The 15,048-nt window shown below is 69.5% G+C and carries 15 protein-coding genes and 2 tRNA genes; 7 read left to right on the top strand and 10 right to left on the bottom strand.

Annotated elements, in window-relative coordinates:
• Positions 1-11: 11 nt before the first annotated feature.
• From ACQY4O_RS06695 to rbsK, 3 genes are read left to right on the top strand one after another with little or no spacing between them, the layout of a single operon-like run.
• The gene (locus ACQY4O_RS06695; protein ID WP_428375422.1) at positions 12-1,010 is read left to right on the top strand and encodes an ABC transporter permease; all 999 of its coding nucleotides are present in this window, start codon (positions 12-14) and stop codon (positions 1,008-1,010) included.
• Positions 1,007-2,122 (top strand): aldose 1-epimerase family protein, encoded by a 1,116-nt coding sequence (locus ACQY4O_RS06700; RefSeq protein WP_428375423.1) that lies wholly within the window; start codon positions 1,007-1,009, stop codon positions 2,120-2,122. Before ACQY4O_RS06695 ends, ACQY4O_RS06700 begins: the two co-directional genes overlap by 4 nt.
• Entirely contained in the window at positions 2,119-3,066 is a 948-nt protein-coding gene (gene rbsK / locus ACQY4O_RS06705; protein ID WP_428375424.1) for a ribokinase, read from the top strand. Before ACQY4O_RS06700 ends, rbsK begins: the two co-directional genes overlap by 4 nt.
• A 16-nt stretch (positions 3,067-3,082) precedes the next feature.
• Here the strand turns inward: rbsK and ACQY4O_RS06710 are convergent, their stop codons facing one another.
• Positions 3,083-3,943, bottom strand: coding sequence for an oxidoreductase (locus tag ACQY4O_RS06710; protein WP_428375425.1), 861 nt, complete (start codon positions 3,941-3,943; stop codon positions 3,083-3,085).
• Between the two features lie 53 nt (positions 3,944-3,996).
• Here ACQY4O_RS06710 and ACQY4O_RS06715 point away from each other — a divergent pair, with 53 nt between their 5' ends.
• Entirely contained in the window at positions 3,997-4,410 is a 414-nt protein-coding gene (locus ACQY4O_RS06715; protein WP_428375426.1) for a MerR family transcriptional regulator, read from the top strand.
• 48 nt (positions 4,411-4,458) lie between these two features.
• Here the strand turns inward: ACQY4O_RS06715 and ACQY4O_RS06720 are convergent, their stop codons facing one another.
• Genes ACQY4O_RS06720 through ACQY4O_RS06730 form a run of 3 tightly spaced genes read right to left on the bottom strand, consistent with a single transcriptional unit; the run spans position 4,459 to position 8,125 of the window.
• Positions 4,459-5,748, bottom strand: a complete 1,290-nt coding sequence (locus ACQY4O_RS06720) for an adenylosuccinate synthase (protein WP_428375427.1) — start codon at positions 5,746-5,748, stop codon at positions 4,459-4,461.
• Positions 5,749-5,750: 2 nt separating this feature from the next.
• Entirely contained in the window at positions 5,751-6,926 is a 1,176-nt protein-coding gene (locus ACQY4O_RS06725) for an ATP phosphoribosyltransferase regulatory subunit (RefSeq protein ID WP_428375428.1), read from the bottom strand.
• Positions 6,923-8,125, bottom strand: a complete 1,203-nt coding sequence (locus tag ACQY4O_RS06730; RefSeq protein ID WP_428375429.1) for a phosphoserine transaminase — start codon at positions 8,123-8,125, stop codon at positions 6,923-6,925. Before ACQY4O_RS06730 ends, ACQY4O_RS06725 begins: the two co-directional genes overlap by 4 nt.
• A 121-nt stretch (positions 8,126-8,246) precedes the next feature.
• Between ACQY4O_RS06730 and ACQY4O_RS06735 the strand changes: the two genes are divergently transcribed.
• Positions 8,247-10,625 carry a helicase-related protein gene (locus ACQY4O_RS06735; RefSeq protein ID WP_428378125.1) on the top strand — a complete coding sequence of 793 codons (2,379 nt, stop codon included), beginning with the start codon at positions 8,247-8,249 and terminating at the stop codon, positions 10,623-10,625.
• A 158-nt stretch (positions 10,626-10,783) separates the two neighbouring features.
• Here ACQY4O_RS06735 and ACQY4O_RS06740 read toward each other — a convergent pair.
• The 3 genes from ACQY4O_RS06740 to ACQY4O_RS06750 form a co-directional block, all read right to left on the bottom strand.
• Positions 10,784-10,867 (bottom strand) — tRNA-Leu (locus ACQY4O_RS06740).
• Between the two features lie 52 nt (positions 10,868-10,919).
• Positions 10,920-11,696, bottom strand: coding sequence for a phosphoadenylyl-sulfate reductase (locus ACQY4O_RS06745; protein ID WP_428375430.1), 777 nt, complete (start codon positions 11,694-11,696; stop codon positions 10,920-10,922).
• A gap of 138 nt (positions 11,697-11,834) precedes the next feature.
• Positions 11,835-12,893: an ABC transporter substrate-binding protein gene (locus ACQY4O_RS06750; RefSeq protein ID WP_428375431.1), complete on the bottom strand. Its 1,059-nt coding sequence runs from the start codon at positions 12,891-12,893 to the stop codon at positions 11,835-11,837.
• Between the two features lie 99 nt (positions 12,894-12,992).
• On the opposite strand from ACQY4O_RS06750, the gene ACQY4O_RS06755 reads away from it, so the two are divergent.
• Positions 12,993-13,068, top strand: a tRNA-Asn gene (locus ACQY4O_RS06755).
• Positions 13,069-13,349: 281 nt separating this feature from the next.
• Here the strand turns inward: ACQY4O_RS06755 and ACQY4O_RS06760 are convergent.
• From ACQY4O_RS06760 to ACQY4O_RS06770, 3 genes are all read right to left on the bottom strand, one after another.
• Complete coding sequence (locus tag ACQY4O_RS06760) at positions 13,350-13,661, bottom strand: hypothetical protein (RefSeq protein ID WP_428375432.1); 312 nt, start codon at positions 13,659-13,661, stop codon at positions 13,350-13,352.
• Positions 13,649-13,804, bottom strand: a complete 156-nt coding sequence (locus ACQY4O_RS06765) for a type II toxin-antitoxin system RelE/ParE family toxin (RefSeq protein ID WP_428378126.1) — start codon at positions 13,802-13,804, stop codon at positions 13,649-13,651. Before ACQY4O_RS06765 ends, ACQY4O_RS06760 begins: the two co-directional genes overlap by 13 nt.
• A 119-nt stretch (positions 13,805-13,923) precedes the next feature.
• Positions 13,924-14,244, bottom strand: a complete 321-nt coding sequence (locus ACQY4O_RS06770) for a type II toxin-antitoxin system RelB/DinJ family antitoxin (RefSeq protein ID WP_428375433.1) — start codon at positions 14,242-14,244, stop codon at positions 13,924-13,926.
• A gap of 435 nt (positions 14,245-14,679) precedes the next feature.
• On the opposite strand from ACQY4O_RS06770, the gene ACQY4O_RS06775 reads away from it, so the two are divergent.
• Positions 14,680-15,021 (top strand): tRNA-binding protein, encoded by a 342-nt coding sequence (locus tag ACQY4O_RS06775; RefSeq protein WP_428378127.1) that lies wholly within the window; start codon positions 14,680-14,682, stop codon positions 15,019-15,021.
• Positions 15,022-15,048 lie beyond the last annotated feature (27 nt).

Genomic DNA, 15,048 nt, shown 5'->3' on the forward strand with positions numbered 1-15,048 from the left:
GAAGCCGGAGCATGTTAGCCCGCCTGCGCCGCGCCCGCCTGGGGCAATATGACAGCAGCCTGCTGCAGCTGGCCATCCTCACCGTCGTGATCTTCGTGGTGATGGCGACGCTGAACCCGCACAAGTTCCTGCGCCCGTACATCTTCGAGTCCATCACCTACGAGGCGCCGGAACTCGGCCTGCTGTCGATTGCGATGATGCTGGCGATGCTGACCGGCGGCATCGACCTCTCGGTGATCGGGCTGGCCAACCTGTCCGCCATCCTGGCCGGGCTGTTCTTCCACGCCTATGGCGGCGCGCACGGCCCGGCGCTGATGCACATGGCGACGCTGCCGGTGCTGGCCGGCGTCGGGATGGCGCTGGCCACCGGCCTGGTCGGCGGCGCCGTCAACGGGCTGCTGATCGCGCGCGTACGCATCACCCCCATCCTGGCGACGATCGGCACCGGCCAGATCTTCACCGGGCTCGCCCTGGTGCTGACCGGCGGCCCGGCGATCGTCGGCTACCCGATGGCCTGGGGATATATCGGCAATGGCAGCCTGTTCGGAGTGGCGGTTCCGCTGGTGGTGTTCCTCGTCATCGCCGTGCTGGTCACCGTGATGCTGGCGCGCACGCCGTTCGGCATGGACCTGCTGCTGATCGGCACCAACCGCCGCGCCGCCCTGTTCGCCGGCCTCGGCACCGCGCGTACGATCTTCTGGTCCTATGTGCTGAGCGGCACGCTCGCCAGCATGGCAGGCATTCTGCTGTCGTCCCGAACCAATGCCGCAAAGTCGGACTACGGCGTCTCGTACCTGCTGGAGGCGGTGCTGATCGCGGTGCTGGGGGGCACCAATCCGGCCGGCGGACGCGGCTCGGTACCCGGCATCGCGGTGGCACTGGTCGCCCTGATGCTGCTGTCGAGCGGCCTGCAGCTGATGCGCTTCAGCAATTTCCTGGTCGATTTCGTCTGGGGCGCGTTCCTGCTGCTCTCGATCGCGCTCAACGCCTGGCGCACGCGGAAGACATGAGCATGCAACGAACCCTCGCAACGCTTCCGCTGCACCGCAGCCTCGCCACCCGTGATGAGCAGGTGATGCTGCAAGCGGGCGCGTTGACCGCGTCGCTGTTCCGCTATGCGAGCGGCATCGAGGCGCTGCGTCTGCGCAACACCCGTGGCAGCCTGGTCCTGCTGCCCTGGTATGGTCAGATCATCTGGCAGGCCGAGTTCGACGGCGTGCCGCTCGCCATGCAGAGCGGCTTCTCGATGCCGCTGCCCTCGTCAGGCATTGCGGGCACCTATGGCTGCCTTGCCTTCCATAGCGGGCTGCTGCGCAACGGCGTCCCGGGTCCTGAGGACGACCATGCGGCGCACGGGGAGTTCCCGACCGCGACACTCGGCGATGCCTGGCTGGAGCTCGGCGAGGATGCGCACGGCCTGACCCTGCGCCTGGGCGGAGAGCACGAGCATGTGGTGGGGTTCGGCCCGCACTACCTGGCGCGCCCGTTTGTCGCCCTTGGCGAGCGCGCAACCCTGTTCGAGATCGGCATGCACATCGAAAACCGCTCCGGCAAGCCGATGGAGCTGATGTACATGGCGCATGTCAACTTCGCCTTCGTGCCGCACGGCCGCATCATCCAGCCGGTGCCGTTCACGCCGGCGCATGTCCAGGTGCGGCGCGCGGTGCCGGCGCATGTGCAGCCGAACCCGGACTATCTCGCCTTCATCGAGACGCTGGCGCGCTCACCCGAACGCATGCGGCAGCTCGACGAACCCGCGCGCTACGATCCCGAGCAGGTCTTCTACCTCAAGGCCCTGCCGCGAGGACCGGACGGACGCACCGCCATCATGCTGCGCCGTCCGCAAGGGGACGGGTTCGCGCTCAGCCACGCGCCGGCGCAGTTTCCGCATTGCGTGCGCTGGATCCTCGACGACCCGGACCAGAAGGTCGCCGCCTTCTCGCTGCCCTCGACCTGCGAGCCGGAAGGCTATGCGGCGGAGCGTCGCAAGGGCAATGTGCGCCTCCTCGCACCGGGTGCGGAGGCCGGCTTCTCGCTCACCGCCGGATATCTCGACCGCGCCGCCGCCGACCGGATGGCAACCCACATCGAGCAATTATCCAGCGACAGGAAGCAGGCATGATGAGCAGGCGCATCGCCGTGATCGGCAGCAACATGGTCGATCTCGTGACCTACGTGGACCGCATGCCCGATGCCGGGGAAACCCTGTCGGCACCCCGCTTCGCGATGGGCCCCGGCGGCAAGGGCGCCAACCAGGCCGTCGCCGCGGCGAAGCTGGGCAGCGACGTACTGATGGTGACCTGCATCGGCGACGACCTGTTCGGGCGCAACACCCTGAGCAATTTCGAGGGTCTCGGCATCGACGCCCGCCATGTGCGTGTCGTGCGTGGCCTGTCCAGCGGCGTCGCACCGATCTTTGTCGAGCCGAACGGCGAGAACCGCATCCTGATCGTCAAGGGCGCCAACGACGCGCTCGGGCCGGAGGATGTCGAGGCGGCCGCGGACGATCTGCGCGGCTGCGGCCTGATCCTGCTGCAGCTCGAGGTCCCGTTGCGGACGATCTATGCCGCGATCGCGTTCGCGCGGGCCAACAGGGTCCCGGTGCTGCTCAACCCGGCGCCAGCGACGCCCGAACTCGCGCTGGACCGCATCGCCGGCGTCAGCTTCTTCGCGCCGAACCAGACCGAGCTCGCGATCCTGACCGGGCTGCCCACGCGCACGCCCGACGAGGCCGAGCACGCGGCACGCGGACTGCTCGCGCATGGCATCGGCGCGGTGATCGTGACACTCGGCGCCGACGGGGCGCTGCTGGTCGAGCCGGACGGGACCGAACGCATCGCCCCGGTCGCGGTCCGCGCGGTGGACACGACGGGCGCCGGCGACGCTTTCATCGGCGCCTTTGCGCATCACTATGTCGGCGGCCACGACAAGCTGCAGGCGCTGCATCACGCCGCGCGCTACGCCGCGGATGCGGTGACGCGGCCGGGCACGCAGAGCTCATTCGCGACGGCGAGTGAATTCGCGGAGTTCTGCGACAGGCTCGCGAACAGCGAGCTGCCTCCCTGACGCCACCGCCTTCAGGTCACGCAGCCAATCCGGCCGCGACCTGTGCCGATCCACCGGATCGCTGCGACACCCACCACATGAATTTGTCGAAGAGGCGGTCGGACAGCACGCGCCGGATGAACAGGAATACCCTCGCACCGCCACCGGAGGCGTAGCGTGTCCGGGGACGTCGGGCAGCGACCGCCCTGGCGATGGTCCTGGCGACGACCTCGGGAGGCGACGGCAACCGCGACGTCAGGGCGCTTCCCAGCAACCACGCATGTCGCCGTGCCCAGGGACCATACGGGGTATTGCCGGACGACATCAGAAGGCTGTCATGGGCGATGCCACCCCATTCGGTCCGGATGGCCCCCGGCTCGATGATGACGACGTCTATGCCATGCGGCGCCAGCTCCATCCGCATGCAGTCGCTCATGCCTTCGACGGCGAACTTGGTGGCATGGTACCAGCTGCCGAATGGCTCACCGCCCTTGCCGCCGATCGAGGTCACGTTGACGACCTTGCCGCCGCCCTGCTGCCGCATCATCGGCAAGGCAAGCTGGCAGAGCCTGGCCAACCCGAAGACGTTGACCTCGAACTGCCTGCGGCCCTCGGCAAGGGGCACGTCCTCGAGCGCACCGTAGGCGCCGTAGCCCGCGTTGTTGACCAACACGTCCAGCCGACCAGCCTGCCTGGCGATCTGTTCGACTGCTGCCACGATCGATCCGTCATCCGTCAGGTCCAGTGCGATCACGCTGGCGCCCGCGGCTTTTAGGGGCGCCATGCGGTCCTTGCGTCGTGCTGCTGCGTACACCTGGAAACCATCGCGCAGAAGCTGACGCACCGTGGCCTCGCCAATGCCGGACGAGGCACCTGTGACCAAAGCGGTCTTCATCATTTTCATTCTCCTCAACGACCCACGACCAGAGCTATAACCCTGGAGCTAAGTCCATGGTCAACGGGTCAAGGATGCTGATTTCAGAGTTTGCCCGCTGCACGGGACTGAGCAGCGACACCGTGAGGTTCTACGTACGGCTCGGCCTGCTGGAGCCCCAGACCGGCAGCAAGGGCGGCCGCAACCCCTATCAGGTCTTCACCGCGGAACATGTCGAGATCGCCCGGATCATCCGCATGGCGCAGTCGATGGGATTCTCACTCAAGGAAATCTCCGCCTTGGGCGAAGAACATCGGTCGGGAAAGATGACCCGCGAGCGAAGTGCGGAGATCATGACCCGACAGGTCGCCAGGCTGGAACAGCAGGCCGCGCACCTGAATGCGATGACCGCCTACCTGCGGGCCAAGGTGGATTGGCTGCGAGGCGACGATGGCATGCCGGAGCCCCGGTTCTCGGACTATGCGGGCTAGAGCCTGATCCGATCGATCAGGCTCAGCTTGTCGTTTGATGGAGCAGCTTTATCCCTCGAACGGATCGCGCACCAGGATGGTGTCGTCGCGCTCCGGACTGGTGGAGAGCAGCGTCACCGGCGCTTCCACCAGCTCCTCGATGCGCCGGACATATTTGATCGCCTGCGCCGGCAGGTCGGCATACGAGCGGGCGCCACGCGTGGTCTCCTTCCAGCCCGGCATGGTCTCGAACACCGGCAGGGTCCGCAGCGACGCCGCGGGTGCTGCCGGCAGGTGGCGCACCGCGATCCCGTCCAGCGTGTAGCCGGTGCAGATCCTGATCTCGTCGAACCCGTCGAGCACGTCGAGCTTGGTCAACGCCAGGCCATTGATGCCGCCGACGCGGATCGCGCCGCGCACCAGCACCGCATCGAACCAGCCGCAACGGCGCGGACGCCCGGTGACGGTGCCGAACTCGTGGCCGCGCTCGCCGAGCAGCCGCCCGGTCTCGTCGAACAGCTCGGTCGGGAACGGGCCGGCGCCGACCCGGGTCGAATAGGCCTTGGCGATGCCGAGCACGAAACCGATCGAAGCCGGGCCGACGCCGCTGCCGGTGCCGGCGTTGGACGCCACCGTGTTGCTGCTGGTCACGAACGGATAGGTGCCGTGATCGACATCCAGCATCACCGCCTGTGCACCCTCGAACAGGATGCGACGCCCGGCGCGCCGCGCCTCGTCGAGCAGTTCCCAGACCCGGTCGGCGAATGGCAGGATGCGCGGCGCCAGCGCCATCAGCCAGTCCATCAAGTCCTGCTTGGTGAAGACCGGCGCGCCAAGCCCCTGCAGCAGCGTGTTGTGGTGCAGCAGCAGCTCGTCGAGTTTCCAGTCGAGCGTCTCGGGCTCCGCCAGATCGCACACGCGTATGGCGCGCCGTGCCACCTTGTCCTCGTAGGCCGGGCCGATGCCGCGGCCGGTGGTGCCAATCTTGCGCTCGCCGCGCGCCACCTCGCGCGCGCGATCGATGGCCCCGTGCACCGGCAGGATCAGCGCCGCGTTCTCGGCGATGCGCAAGCTCTGCGGCGTCACGTCCAGCCCCTGCGCGCGCACCCGGTCGATCTCGGCGAGCAGCGCCTGCGGGTCGATCACCACGCCGTTGCCGATCAGGCCGGTCTTGCCGCGCACCAGGCCGCTCGGCAGCAGCGACAGCTTGTAGGTCTGGTTGCCGACCACCAGCGTGTGGCCGGCATTGTGGCCGCCCTGGAAGCGCACGACGATGTCGGCGCGGCTGGCGAGCCAGTCGACGATCTTGCCCTTGCCCTCGTCGCCCCATTGCGCGCCGATCACGGTGACGTTCGACATGCTCAGTCTCCAGAAGGCGCGCCAGAAGCGGCAACAGGGAGGGCGACCGCCGCGCCGGCGCGCAGGATGTGGCTACAGCCGAGGCGCGCGGCTTCGGCCGCGAGATCGGCGTGCGGGACCAGGCACGCCACCGTGGCGTAGCCAGCCTCGCGCAGCGCCGATGACGCCGCCGCAGCGACCCCGACCGGCAGCAGCACGCGCGCGCGGGGCGGCCGTCCCGGCGCGGCGCGCAGCAGCGCCTCCGGACGCAGGGTGATCCCGCAGGCCGGCTCGCCGCCGCCGCTGAGATAGCGCCCGCCGCGTCCGAGCTCCTCGTGCCGTCCCGTCGCATACACTGTCACGCACAGGCCGGTATGGTAGCGCCAGCCGCGGAACTCGATCGGATCGATGGTCAGCCGCAGGCCGGGGGCACGCGCGAGGATGGCAGCGACGCTCTCGGCGAGCCGGTTGCACAAGGCGCGCGCGCCGGGCGTGAGATCCGCCGCCTGCAGCACCGCGAGCGCACGCGCCGCCGGCCCCGCCGCCAGCAGCAGCTCGTTCAGCACCGGCGCGAGTGCGCCACCATGATGGCTGACCTCGGCGGCGTTCTTGCGATCCAGCGCGCGCAGCAGTTCCGGCCGCACGGCCGCCGGGATGCCGGCCTCCTCGATCAGCATCGGCGCCAGCGACGGCAGCGTCAGGTCGAAGCTGACCCGGGCGAGACCGAGTGCCGCCAGCGCCTGCGCCGCCACCGCGATCACCTCCGCATCGGCTTCCGGCTGGTCGGGTCCGATCAGCTCGATCCCGGCCTGCGAGATCTGCCGGTCCGCGATCAGGGTGCCCCCCTGCACCTGGATGCAGGCGCCGGCATAGGACAGCCGCAGCGGACGCGGCGCATTGGTCAGGCGGGTGGCGGCGATGCGCGCCACCTGCGGCGTCATGTCCGGGCGCAGGCCCATCATCCGACGCGTCGAGGGGTCCATCAGCCGGAAGGTCTGCTCGGCGATGGCGGCCCCCGATCCCGAGAGCAGGCTGTCCTCGAACTCGAGCAGCGGCGGCTTGACCCGCTCGTAGCCGTGCGAGGCGAACACCGCCATCAGCTGTTCGACGGACAGCGCCTCGGTCTCCGCGTCCGGCGGCAGCAGGTCGCGCAGACCGGCGGGCAGCAAGGCCGGGTTCGGGGGCAGGTCGTCGGTCATCCGGCGGCGGTCTTACCAGCGAACGCCAACCGCGTCTCGGCCGCGGCCCAGTCGAGCCACGGCAACAAGGCCTCGATGTCGGCGGTCTCGACGGTGGCACCGCCCCAGATGCGCAGGCCGGGCGGCGCGTCGCGGTAGCTCGCGATGTCGTACCCCGCCTGCTCGGCCTCGACCAGACCGGAAAGGTGCCGCGCCGCGCGCGCCTGTTCCACCGCCGGGAGTGCCGCGAACCAGGGTGCGACGATCCGCAGGCAGATCGAGGTGCTGGACCGCGTCGCCGGCACCGCGGCGAGGAACGTGATCCAGTCGGTGCGCTCGACCCATGCCGCGATCACGGCCAGGTTGGCGGCACTGCGGGCGATCAGGCCCTCGAGGCCGCCGATGCCGTCCGCCCAGCGCAGGCCGTCGAGCGCGTCCTCGGTGCACAGCATCGACGGGGTGTTGATGGTGTCGCCGGCGAAGATACCCTCGATCAGGCGGCCCCCGCTTGCTGAACGTCCCGGGCTGGTCAGCCGGAACAGCTTGGGCAATGGCCGTGGCGGCGGCGCGCCCTCCAGCCGGGCCACCGCACGCGGCGACAGCGCCAGCATGCCGTGCGCCGCCTCGCCGCCAAGCACCTTCTGCCAGGACCAGGTCACCACATCGAGCCGGTCCCAGGGCAGCCGCATCGCGAACGCCGCCGAGGTCGCATCGCAGATCGCCAGCCCCGCATGCGCCGCCGGGATCGCGTCCGTACCCGGCAAGCAAACGCCGGAGGTGGTGCCGTTCCAGGCGAACACCACGTCGCGCGACCAGTCCACCGCCGCCAGCGGCGGCAGCACACCGTACTCCGCCGCCAGCACGCGCGCCTCCGGCAACGCCAGCTGCGCCACGATGTCATGGGCCCAGGCGGCGGTGAAGCTCTCGAACGCCAGCACATCGACCGGTCGCGGGCCGAGCAGCGACCACAGCGCCATCTCCACCGCGCCGGTGTCCGATCCCGGCACGATGCCGAGACGCCAGCCATCCGGCATGCCGAGCAGCGCGCGCGAGCGCCGGATCACCGCGTCCAGTCGCGCCCGCCCCTCCGCCGAGCGATGGCTGCGGCCGAGAAAAGCGTTCTCCAGCGCGTGCAGGCTCCAGCCCGGGCGCTTGGCGCACGGTCCGGATCCGAAGCGCGGATTGGCCGGGCGCAGGACAGGCTTCGGCGCTGGATGCATGGGCGGGCTCGATACGGCAGCGGGATGGGCGCGCACCCTAATGCAGCGCCGGCAGGATGGGAATCGGGGCGATCCCGCGCGACACTTGGCGTCTCGCGCCGCGGTGCCTCATTAGATGACGATGACCACCGCCGATCCGACCGAACTGCACCAGGGCAGGTCGCCCGCCGAGCTTGCGATCGAAGCGTCCGGCTTCGCGGTGCAGAGCCGCGAGCTGCCCCGCCTGATCCGCCTGGTCGCGCGCCGGCTGCCACCGGGAAGCGCGCTCTCCGGCGAGCACCATGCCAGCCGCGAGACCGTGCGCGCCGCCCTGTGCGAGGTGCGCCGCAAGGGTTGGGCCTCGCGCCTGATCGATCGCAGCCAGCGCGGCAGCCGGCTTTGGGTCACCCGCGCCGACGCGCAGCTCGCGGCCGAGCTGATCGACGATCCCGATGCCGACGACGCGGCGCTGGCGGCGGCCCTTGAGCCGATCCTCGCCACCCGCTACCGCGCCACCGCCGACAGCCCCGAGGCGGCGCTGGAGCTGGTGGCCGCCGAGCTGTTCGACGGCGCCGGCCGCGTGCTGTCGCCACAGCAGCACGCCATGCTGGCCCGCGAGATCGCCGAGGCCTTCGGAGGGGATCAGGCCTTTGCCGAGGCGGCCACGCGCACCGAGCAGCAGCGCCGGGCCGAGCGCGAGGCGGTCGAGGCCGCCGCCCGGCGTCGCCGGCGCACGGAGCTGCAGCGCCTGCGCGACTGGGAGCGCAGCCTGGTCGGCTTTGCCGATGTTCCGGCCCTGCTCGGCATCGACCGCGGCACCGCCCTGCGCCTGGTGGCGGAGAACCGGCTGCCGGTGGCCCGCCGCGTCACCCGCGACGGCGTCGAGCACTGGGAGTTCGACCCGGCGGAGCTGGCCCGGCTGCGCGAGCAGCTCGTGTCCGAGACCGGTGCCGCGCATCAGGCCGGGGCGCACCAGGCCGGGGCGCGCCAGGCCGGGGAACGCCAAGGCCGGACCCAGCAGACGGGGATACGGATCGGCAACGCCGCGATCGCCCGGATCGCGGCGCTGGATCGCTACGCCGCGCATTTCCGCACCGCGCGCGCGCTTGCCCGCCGCATCACCCTGGTCACCGGCCCGACCAACAGCGGCAAGTCGCACACGGCGCTGGACACGCTCTCGCGCGCGGAGAGCGGCATGGCGCTGGCGCCGCTGCGCCTGCTGGCGCACGAGTTCCGCGAGGCGCTGGGCGCCCGGGGCGTGCCCTGCTCGCTCTCCACCGGCGAGGAGCGCATCCCGGTGCCCGGCAGCCGGCATCTCGCTGCCACCGTCGAGATGTGTCCGTTGCACAACCCTGTCGACGTCGCCATCGTCGACGAGGCGCAGATGCTGCACGACCCGGACCGCGGCGCCGCCTGGACCGCCGCGATCATGGGGGCGCCGGCACGCCAGCTGTTCGTGCTGGGGGCGCCGGACTGCATCCCGATGGTGCGCCGCATCGCCGCGCTGTGCGACGACCCGCTCGACGAGATCACGCTCGAGCGCAAGGGGCCGCTGGTCGCCGCCGACGAGGCGGTCAAGCTCGCCCACCTGCAGCGCGGCGACGCGCTGATCGCGTTCTCGCGCCGCGACGTGCTCGACCTGCGCGCAGCCCTGCTGGCGCGCGGCCGCCGGGTCGCGGTGGTGTATGGCGCGCTGAGCCCGGAGGTGCGCCGGGCCGAGGCGGCGCGCTTCAATGCCGGCGACGCCGAGATCCTGGTCGCCACCGACGCCATCGGCATGGGGCTGAACCTCAACATCCGGCGCATCGTGTTCGCGGCCCTGCGAAAATTCGACGGCAGCATGAGCCGCGACCTCTCCGCCCAGGAGGTCAAGCAGATCGGCGGCCGCGCCGGGCGCTACGGCCGGCACGAGACCGGCGTGGTGGCGGTGCTGGCCGGTGCCGGCAGTGCGAGCTTCGTGCGCGCCATGCTGGCCGCCCCCCCGCTGCCGCAGGCCGAGCTGCGCCCGCTGGTGCAGCCGGACGCCGACATCGTGCGCGCGGTGGCCGCCGAGATCGGCTCGGACAGCCTGTTCGGCGTGCTGGTGCGCATCCGCCGGGCGGTGCTGCGCCGCGACGACCCGAACTACCGGCTTGCCGACATGGGACAGGCCTTCGCGGTCGCCTCCGCGCTCGAGGGCATCTCCGGCCTCGAGCTGACCCAGCGCTGGACCTATGCGATGTGCCCGATCGACGAGCGCGACAACGGCATCACCCGGCTTGCCGCCTGGGCCGCGGACCATGCCGCCGGCCGGCCGGTGATCCCGCCCGGCATCGGCAAGCTGTCCTCGCCGGAACGCGCCTCGCGCGACGAGCTGGAACACGCCGAGAAGCGGCACAAGCGGCTGGTCGCCTGGCGCTGGCTGGCACTGCGGTTTCCCGATGCCTATCCGGCGCGCCAGGATGCGGAGACCGCGACGCTACGGCTCAATGCCTGGATCGAGGACGTGCTGCGCCAGCAACGCCGCGGCAAGGATACTTGAAAACGCCTGCTGCTGGCGATCCGACCCGCCTTTTCTCCGCTCCACTGCTCACGGCCAAACGGCCGCTGCGCTGCGGTGCTCGAAAAGCCAGGCCGGCCGCAACCCTGCGAGTTGCTCTCATCCAGCATCAGGCGTTTTCAAGCATCCTTGGAACATGCTGGTGGCCGAGGTCGGACTCGAACCGACACGCCTCTCGGCAGACGATTTTGAGTCGTCCGCGTCTACCATTCCACCACTCGGCCAGCCTGGTCCTGATAATCAATCGGGCCCTGCCTGAACAGACCGGATCGACGGTCAGGCCGGCACCCGATGGATACCGCATTCCACCTTCCCCGAACCGGACCAGCGCCCGGCGCGGCCGTCCTCGCCGGAACCCACCGCACGCGTGCACACCGCGCAGCCGATGGAGCGGTAGCCCTGGTCCACCAGGGGATGACGCGGGAGTGCGCGCGCCGCGAACTCGTCCTGCAGGCGGCGCTGATCCCATCCGGCGAGCGGGTTCAGCTTCAACCGGCCGGCCTCCTGCTCGACCACGGCAAGTCCGGACCGGGTGGCGGCCTGGAACCGCTTCCGGCCGGTGATCCAGCCCGCGAACGGCAGCAGCGCCTGCTCCAGCGGACCGACCTTGCGCACCGCGCAGCATGCCTCGTCATCATAGTACCAGAGCTCTCCGGTCGGGTCCTGGCTGCGCAGCCGGGCCTGGTCCGGCGCCACATCGCGCACGTCGCTCAGGCCGAGATGCTCCGCGAGCCGGTCGCGATAGGCGAGCGTCTCGGGAAAGTGCTTGCCCGTCTGCAGGAAGATGACGGGCGTCGCCGGGTTGATCCCGGCGACGACCGCCAGCAGGACGGCAGACTCCGCGCCGAAGGACGAGACGACGGCGAGCTGGTCCGCAAGCGGGCCGCACAGCGCGTCGGCCAGCAATGACGGGCCGTCGACCCCCTGGCGCTCGCGCAGCCGCAGGGCGGCGATGGCATCCCGTCGCACCGCGCGGACGCCGCAGGCGGTCTCGCGCTCAAACGAGCTGCTGCTGTCGTCGGCCGGTAGTACGGAGCCATCCGTGCAAGCCATGTCCATCGTGGAAATCGCAGCCTCTGTGCAGACCCGAATATAGCGAACGCACGTTCGCGGAACAGGGTTTGACCTGACCAACAAGGCAGCATTGTGTTTTTGTTGCAGCGGAGACGCAGTCTGCTGCAACGAAAGCGCTCAGGCCTTGAGCACGTTCGCCGTCACGCTCTTCGCGAACGCTGCTGAATCAAGGGTTTCCGGTGTCAGCCCGATCAGCTTCAACTCGTCCATGTATTGCGCGACCTGATCACGTAGATCCTTGCCGACCGGATGCACCGACCGTCCCTCGCTCTTCAGCATGCGGGCGCACTGCTCGACGGTGAGCGACCGGCTCTCGGCCGCCAGCAGCGTCGCGGTCTCCTGCGGATGCATCGCCACCCACCGCGCCGCGTCCTGCATCGCCAGGGTGAGCGCCACCGCGGCCACCGGGTCGTCATGCAGCAGCGTGTTGCGCAACCCCAGCACGCGGCTGACCCGTACGCTGTAGCTGCCCGACATCGAGGAGGCGAGCTCGTCGAAATGCAGCCCGTCGCGCAGCAGCCAGATCGCCGGATCATGGCCTGCCACCGCCTGCACCTGGCCCTCGCTGAGCGCCAGCCCGAGACCCTCCGGCGGCAGCTGCCGCCACTCCACGTCGTGGTTCGGGTCCATCCCCTTGCGACGCATCATGATGGAAAAGAACAGCCGGTCCGGGCTGTCCAGGTTGCCGATGCCGATGACATGGCGGTGCAGGTCCTCGATGCGTCGGAACGGCGACCGCCGGGCGACCAGCAGGCGCGAACTGCCGGCCTGCAGCCCGCAGACCAGGCGCGCCGCGAGGCCGGCCTGCAGCCGCGGCAGCCACGACAGGGCGGAGGCGACCGCGGCATCGGCCTGCCCGCTCTGCACCTGATCCAGCGCGTCGCGCCCCGACAGGACAGGCTCGGGATAGGCGATATCGAGACGGTAGCGCGCGAACAGGCCCTGGTCGCGCGCCGCCAGCAGCACCGGATCGTGGCGCGGACCGGTCGCCGCCAGGGTCAGGCGGCGCGGCCGTCCATCCGGGGTCACGTGCTTGTTCTTGTACGGGTGGCGGATCTGGTTGCGCACGACCAGTGCCGCGCCGACGGCAAGCCCGGCCCCGCCTGCGGCCAGCATCAGCCGGCGGCGCTCCAAGGCGTCAGGACCTGCATGCTCGGCCCCGGGATGCTCGGCCATCGTCACTTCCTGTCGGCGCTGTCCGGCGGACGCGCCTGGCGCGGACGGTCCGCGGGGCTTTACGTCCTGCTGCCGCGTCGCTATACGGGCCACCGCCATTCCCGGATAGCTCAGTTGGTAGAGCAAGCGACTGTTAATCGCTCGGTCGTAGGTTCGAGTCCTACTCCGGGAGCCATTTAGCGCGCCAAGTCATTGTTTTAAGGGGCAAGATTTTCAGCGTGGCCAGCTATCCACGTCGCGTTCCCGCTTGTGACGCGCGAACCACGCCCCTGTGGAACGTCGGGCTGGGGTCGCTTGGCAAGCCGCACACCCTCCTGTTGAGCTCTTGTCGCCATAGATGCTCGGAGGTCGTCAGGGGTTTTCTGGCAACTGGCGGACGCCTCAGATGATGTCGGGGCCGGACGCGCAATAGTTCGCCTAAGGCGCACGGCCGCTGCTTTCGACCCGAACCGGACATCAGCTCCTGCCGAAAGCATCCAATTCCGCCATCGTCGTCAGGTGGTGGTAAGCCGCTGTAGCAGGACGACGCTCCAACATTGCTTGAAGTCGTGGCTTGAGATCCTGATCCACGCGCCAGATCAACTCGAACAACCTTCTCGTCACAGCTAGTTGGTCACAGCCCTCTAATGGGTCACTGCGATCCTCGCCTCGCGCGGCAGATATCTGGCGCTCGGCGGCAAGCCAGAAGTGCATCCAGAGCGGGAGATCAACAAAGATGATCGTGTCTGCCGCTGCCAGCCTTCTCTCAAGTAAGACTATTCCGGCCATTGCTGTGAACTGTGCAGAACACGCAGGACCTGCACAGCCTCATCCGCCACGAAATAGACCAGGATGTAGGGTGTGCCGCTGACAACGAGCTCGCGCGTCCCGACAATCCGTCCGGCGCGCCCTATCTGAGGATGCTGCTCCAGCTGCTATACCGCTACCTCGATCATATCGCCCATATCGATGGCGGCTCAAGGATTACGCTCCGCAATGAAGGCGAGTTGGATTGCACGCTCGCGCGCCGCAACCGGTAGCCATTTGACCCTCACGCAGGTCGTTTACCGGCTCGCCTCACCAGCTCGGCCCGTTGCTTGCGCCAGTCCGCAGCGACCTCCTCATGCGGGATCCACTGCACATTCGGATCGGCCGCTTCCCGCAGCGCCTTCTCGACCTCGCCGCGAAACCATGCGTCGTGTTCGACCGCATTGACCGTCAGCCCGGCCGGCAAGGCTCCCTCTTTCGCAACCCGTGTCAGCAAAATGCGCACCGCGTCCGAGACGGTCATACCGATTCCGTCGAGCACTTCCGCCGCTCGGTCGCGGATCGCCGGGTCGATCCGGGTCTGCACAAGAGCCGTCGCAGCCATCTCCCTGGCCTCCCCCTCCACACCTGCTATGTAATGCAGGTGCATTACATAGACAAGCCGACTCCTCCCAACACTCCACCAGCCTGTTGACGATAGCAGCACCAGCGCCTCGACCGGGATCCTGGCGATCACCGCCGCCACATCCGCACGTCCCCTGAACGTCTTGAGATCGCGCGCACCCTTCGGCCTTCCTGCCCCTGACCTTCCGCCTCCCGCTTGAACCGTCGCCGCCCGATCCGCACCCTCCGATCCTGCGAAACACCCTAAACCGGGTGTCCACCAGACCGGCAGCAGCTCAAACCTGACCGAGACGTCGCCGGCCTCCCGCCGCATGCGCGTCGCCCGGCTTGGCAAATTCGGTGCGATCGGCCAGAAGGTTGCATGAGCGGCACCTCCTCCGAGTCTCCCGGACCGACCGGCGCGCCGTCCGACGGCATGGCGCCTGTCATCACCGCCGACGGTTTCTACGGCATCGACATACGCGTCGGCACCGTGGCCGACGCCAAGCCCTTCCCGGAGGCCCGCAAGCCGTCGATCCGGCTCTGGATCGATTTCGGACCGGCTCTCGGCATCAGGCGCTCCTCGGCCCAGGTCACCCGGCACTACACCCCCGACCAGCTGATCGGCCGCCAGGTCTGCGCCGTGGTCAACCTGCCGCCGCGTCAGATCGGCCCGTTCGTCAGCGAGGTGCTCACCCTCGGCATGCCGGACTCCAAAGGCGAGGTCGTGCTGATCCGGCCGGACCACAAGGTCCCGGACGGCGGCCGCCTGTTCTGATGCGGCCGCCTGTTCCCATACGGGCGC

Source organism: Lichenicoccus sp., from assembly GCF_965277665.1.
In the GTDB taxonomy this organism is placed as follows: Bacteria; Pseudomonadota; Alphaproteobacteria; order Acetobacterales; family Acetobacteraceae; genus Lichenicoccus.

Coding starts and splice junctions, on each gene's coding strand:
- ACQY4O_RS06735 (WP_428378125.1), top strand. CDS start 8,247: ATGACCACCGCCGATCCGACCGAACTGCACCAGGGCAGGTCGCCCGCC.
- ACQY4O_RS06710 (WP_428375425.1), bottom strand. CDS start 3,943: ATGATGAAGACCGCTTTGGTCACAGGTGCCTCGTCCGGCATTGGCGAG.
- ACQY4O_RS06700 (WP_428375423.1), top strand. CDS start 1,007: ATGAGCATGCAACGAACCCTCGCAACGCTTCCGCTGCACCGCAGCCTC.
- ACQY4O_RS06775 (WP_428378127.1), top strand. CDS start 14,680: ATGGCGCCTGTCATCACCGCCGACGGTTTCTACGGCATCGACATACGC.
- ACQY4O_RS06745 (WP_428375430.1), bottom strand. CDS start 11,696: ATGGCTTGCACGGATGGCTCCGTACTACCGGCCGACGACAGCAGCAGC.
- ACQY4O_RS06760 (WP_428375432.1), bottom strand. CDS start 13,661: ATGGCCGGAATAGTCTTACTTGAGAGAAGGCTGGCAGCGGCAGACACG.
- ACQY4O_RS06750 (WP_428375431.1), bottom strand. CDS start 12,893: ATGGCCGAGCATCCCGGGGCCGAGCATGCAGGTCCTGACGCCTTGGAG.
- ACQY4O_RS06725 (WP_428375428.1), bottom strand. CDS start 6,926: ATGACCGACGACCTGCCCCCGAACCCGGCCTTGCTGCCCGCCGGTCTG.
- ACQY4O_RS06720 (WP_428375427.1), bottom strand. CDS start 5,748: ATGTCGAACGTCACCGTGATCGGCGCGCAATGGGGCGACGAGGGCAAG.
- rbsK (WP_428375424.1), top strand. CDS start 2,119: ATGATGAGCAGGCGCATCGCCGTGATCGGCAGCAACATGGTCGATCTC.
- ACQY4O_RS06730 (WP_428375429.1), bottom strand. CDS start 8,125: ATGCATCCAGCGCCGAAGCCTGTCCTGCGCCCGGCCAATCCGCGCTTC.
- ACQY4O_RS06695 (WP_428375422.1), top strand. CDS start 12: ATGTTAGCCCGCCTGCGCCGCGCCCGCCTGGGGCAATATGACAGCAGC.
- ACQY4O_RS06715 (WP_428375426.1), top strand. CDS start 3,997: ATGGTCAACGGGTCAAGGATGCTGATTTCAGAGTTTGCCCGCTGCACG.
- ACQY4O_RS06770 (WP_428375433.1), bottom strand. CDS start 14,244: ATGGCTGCGACGGCTCTTGTGCAGACCCGGATCGACCCGGCGATCCGC.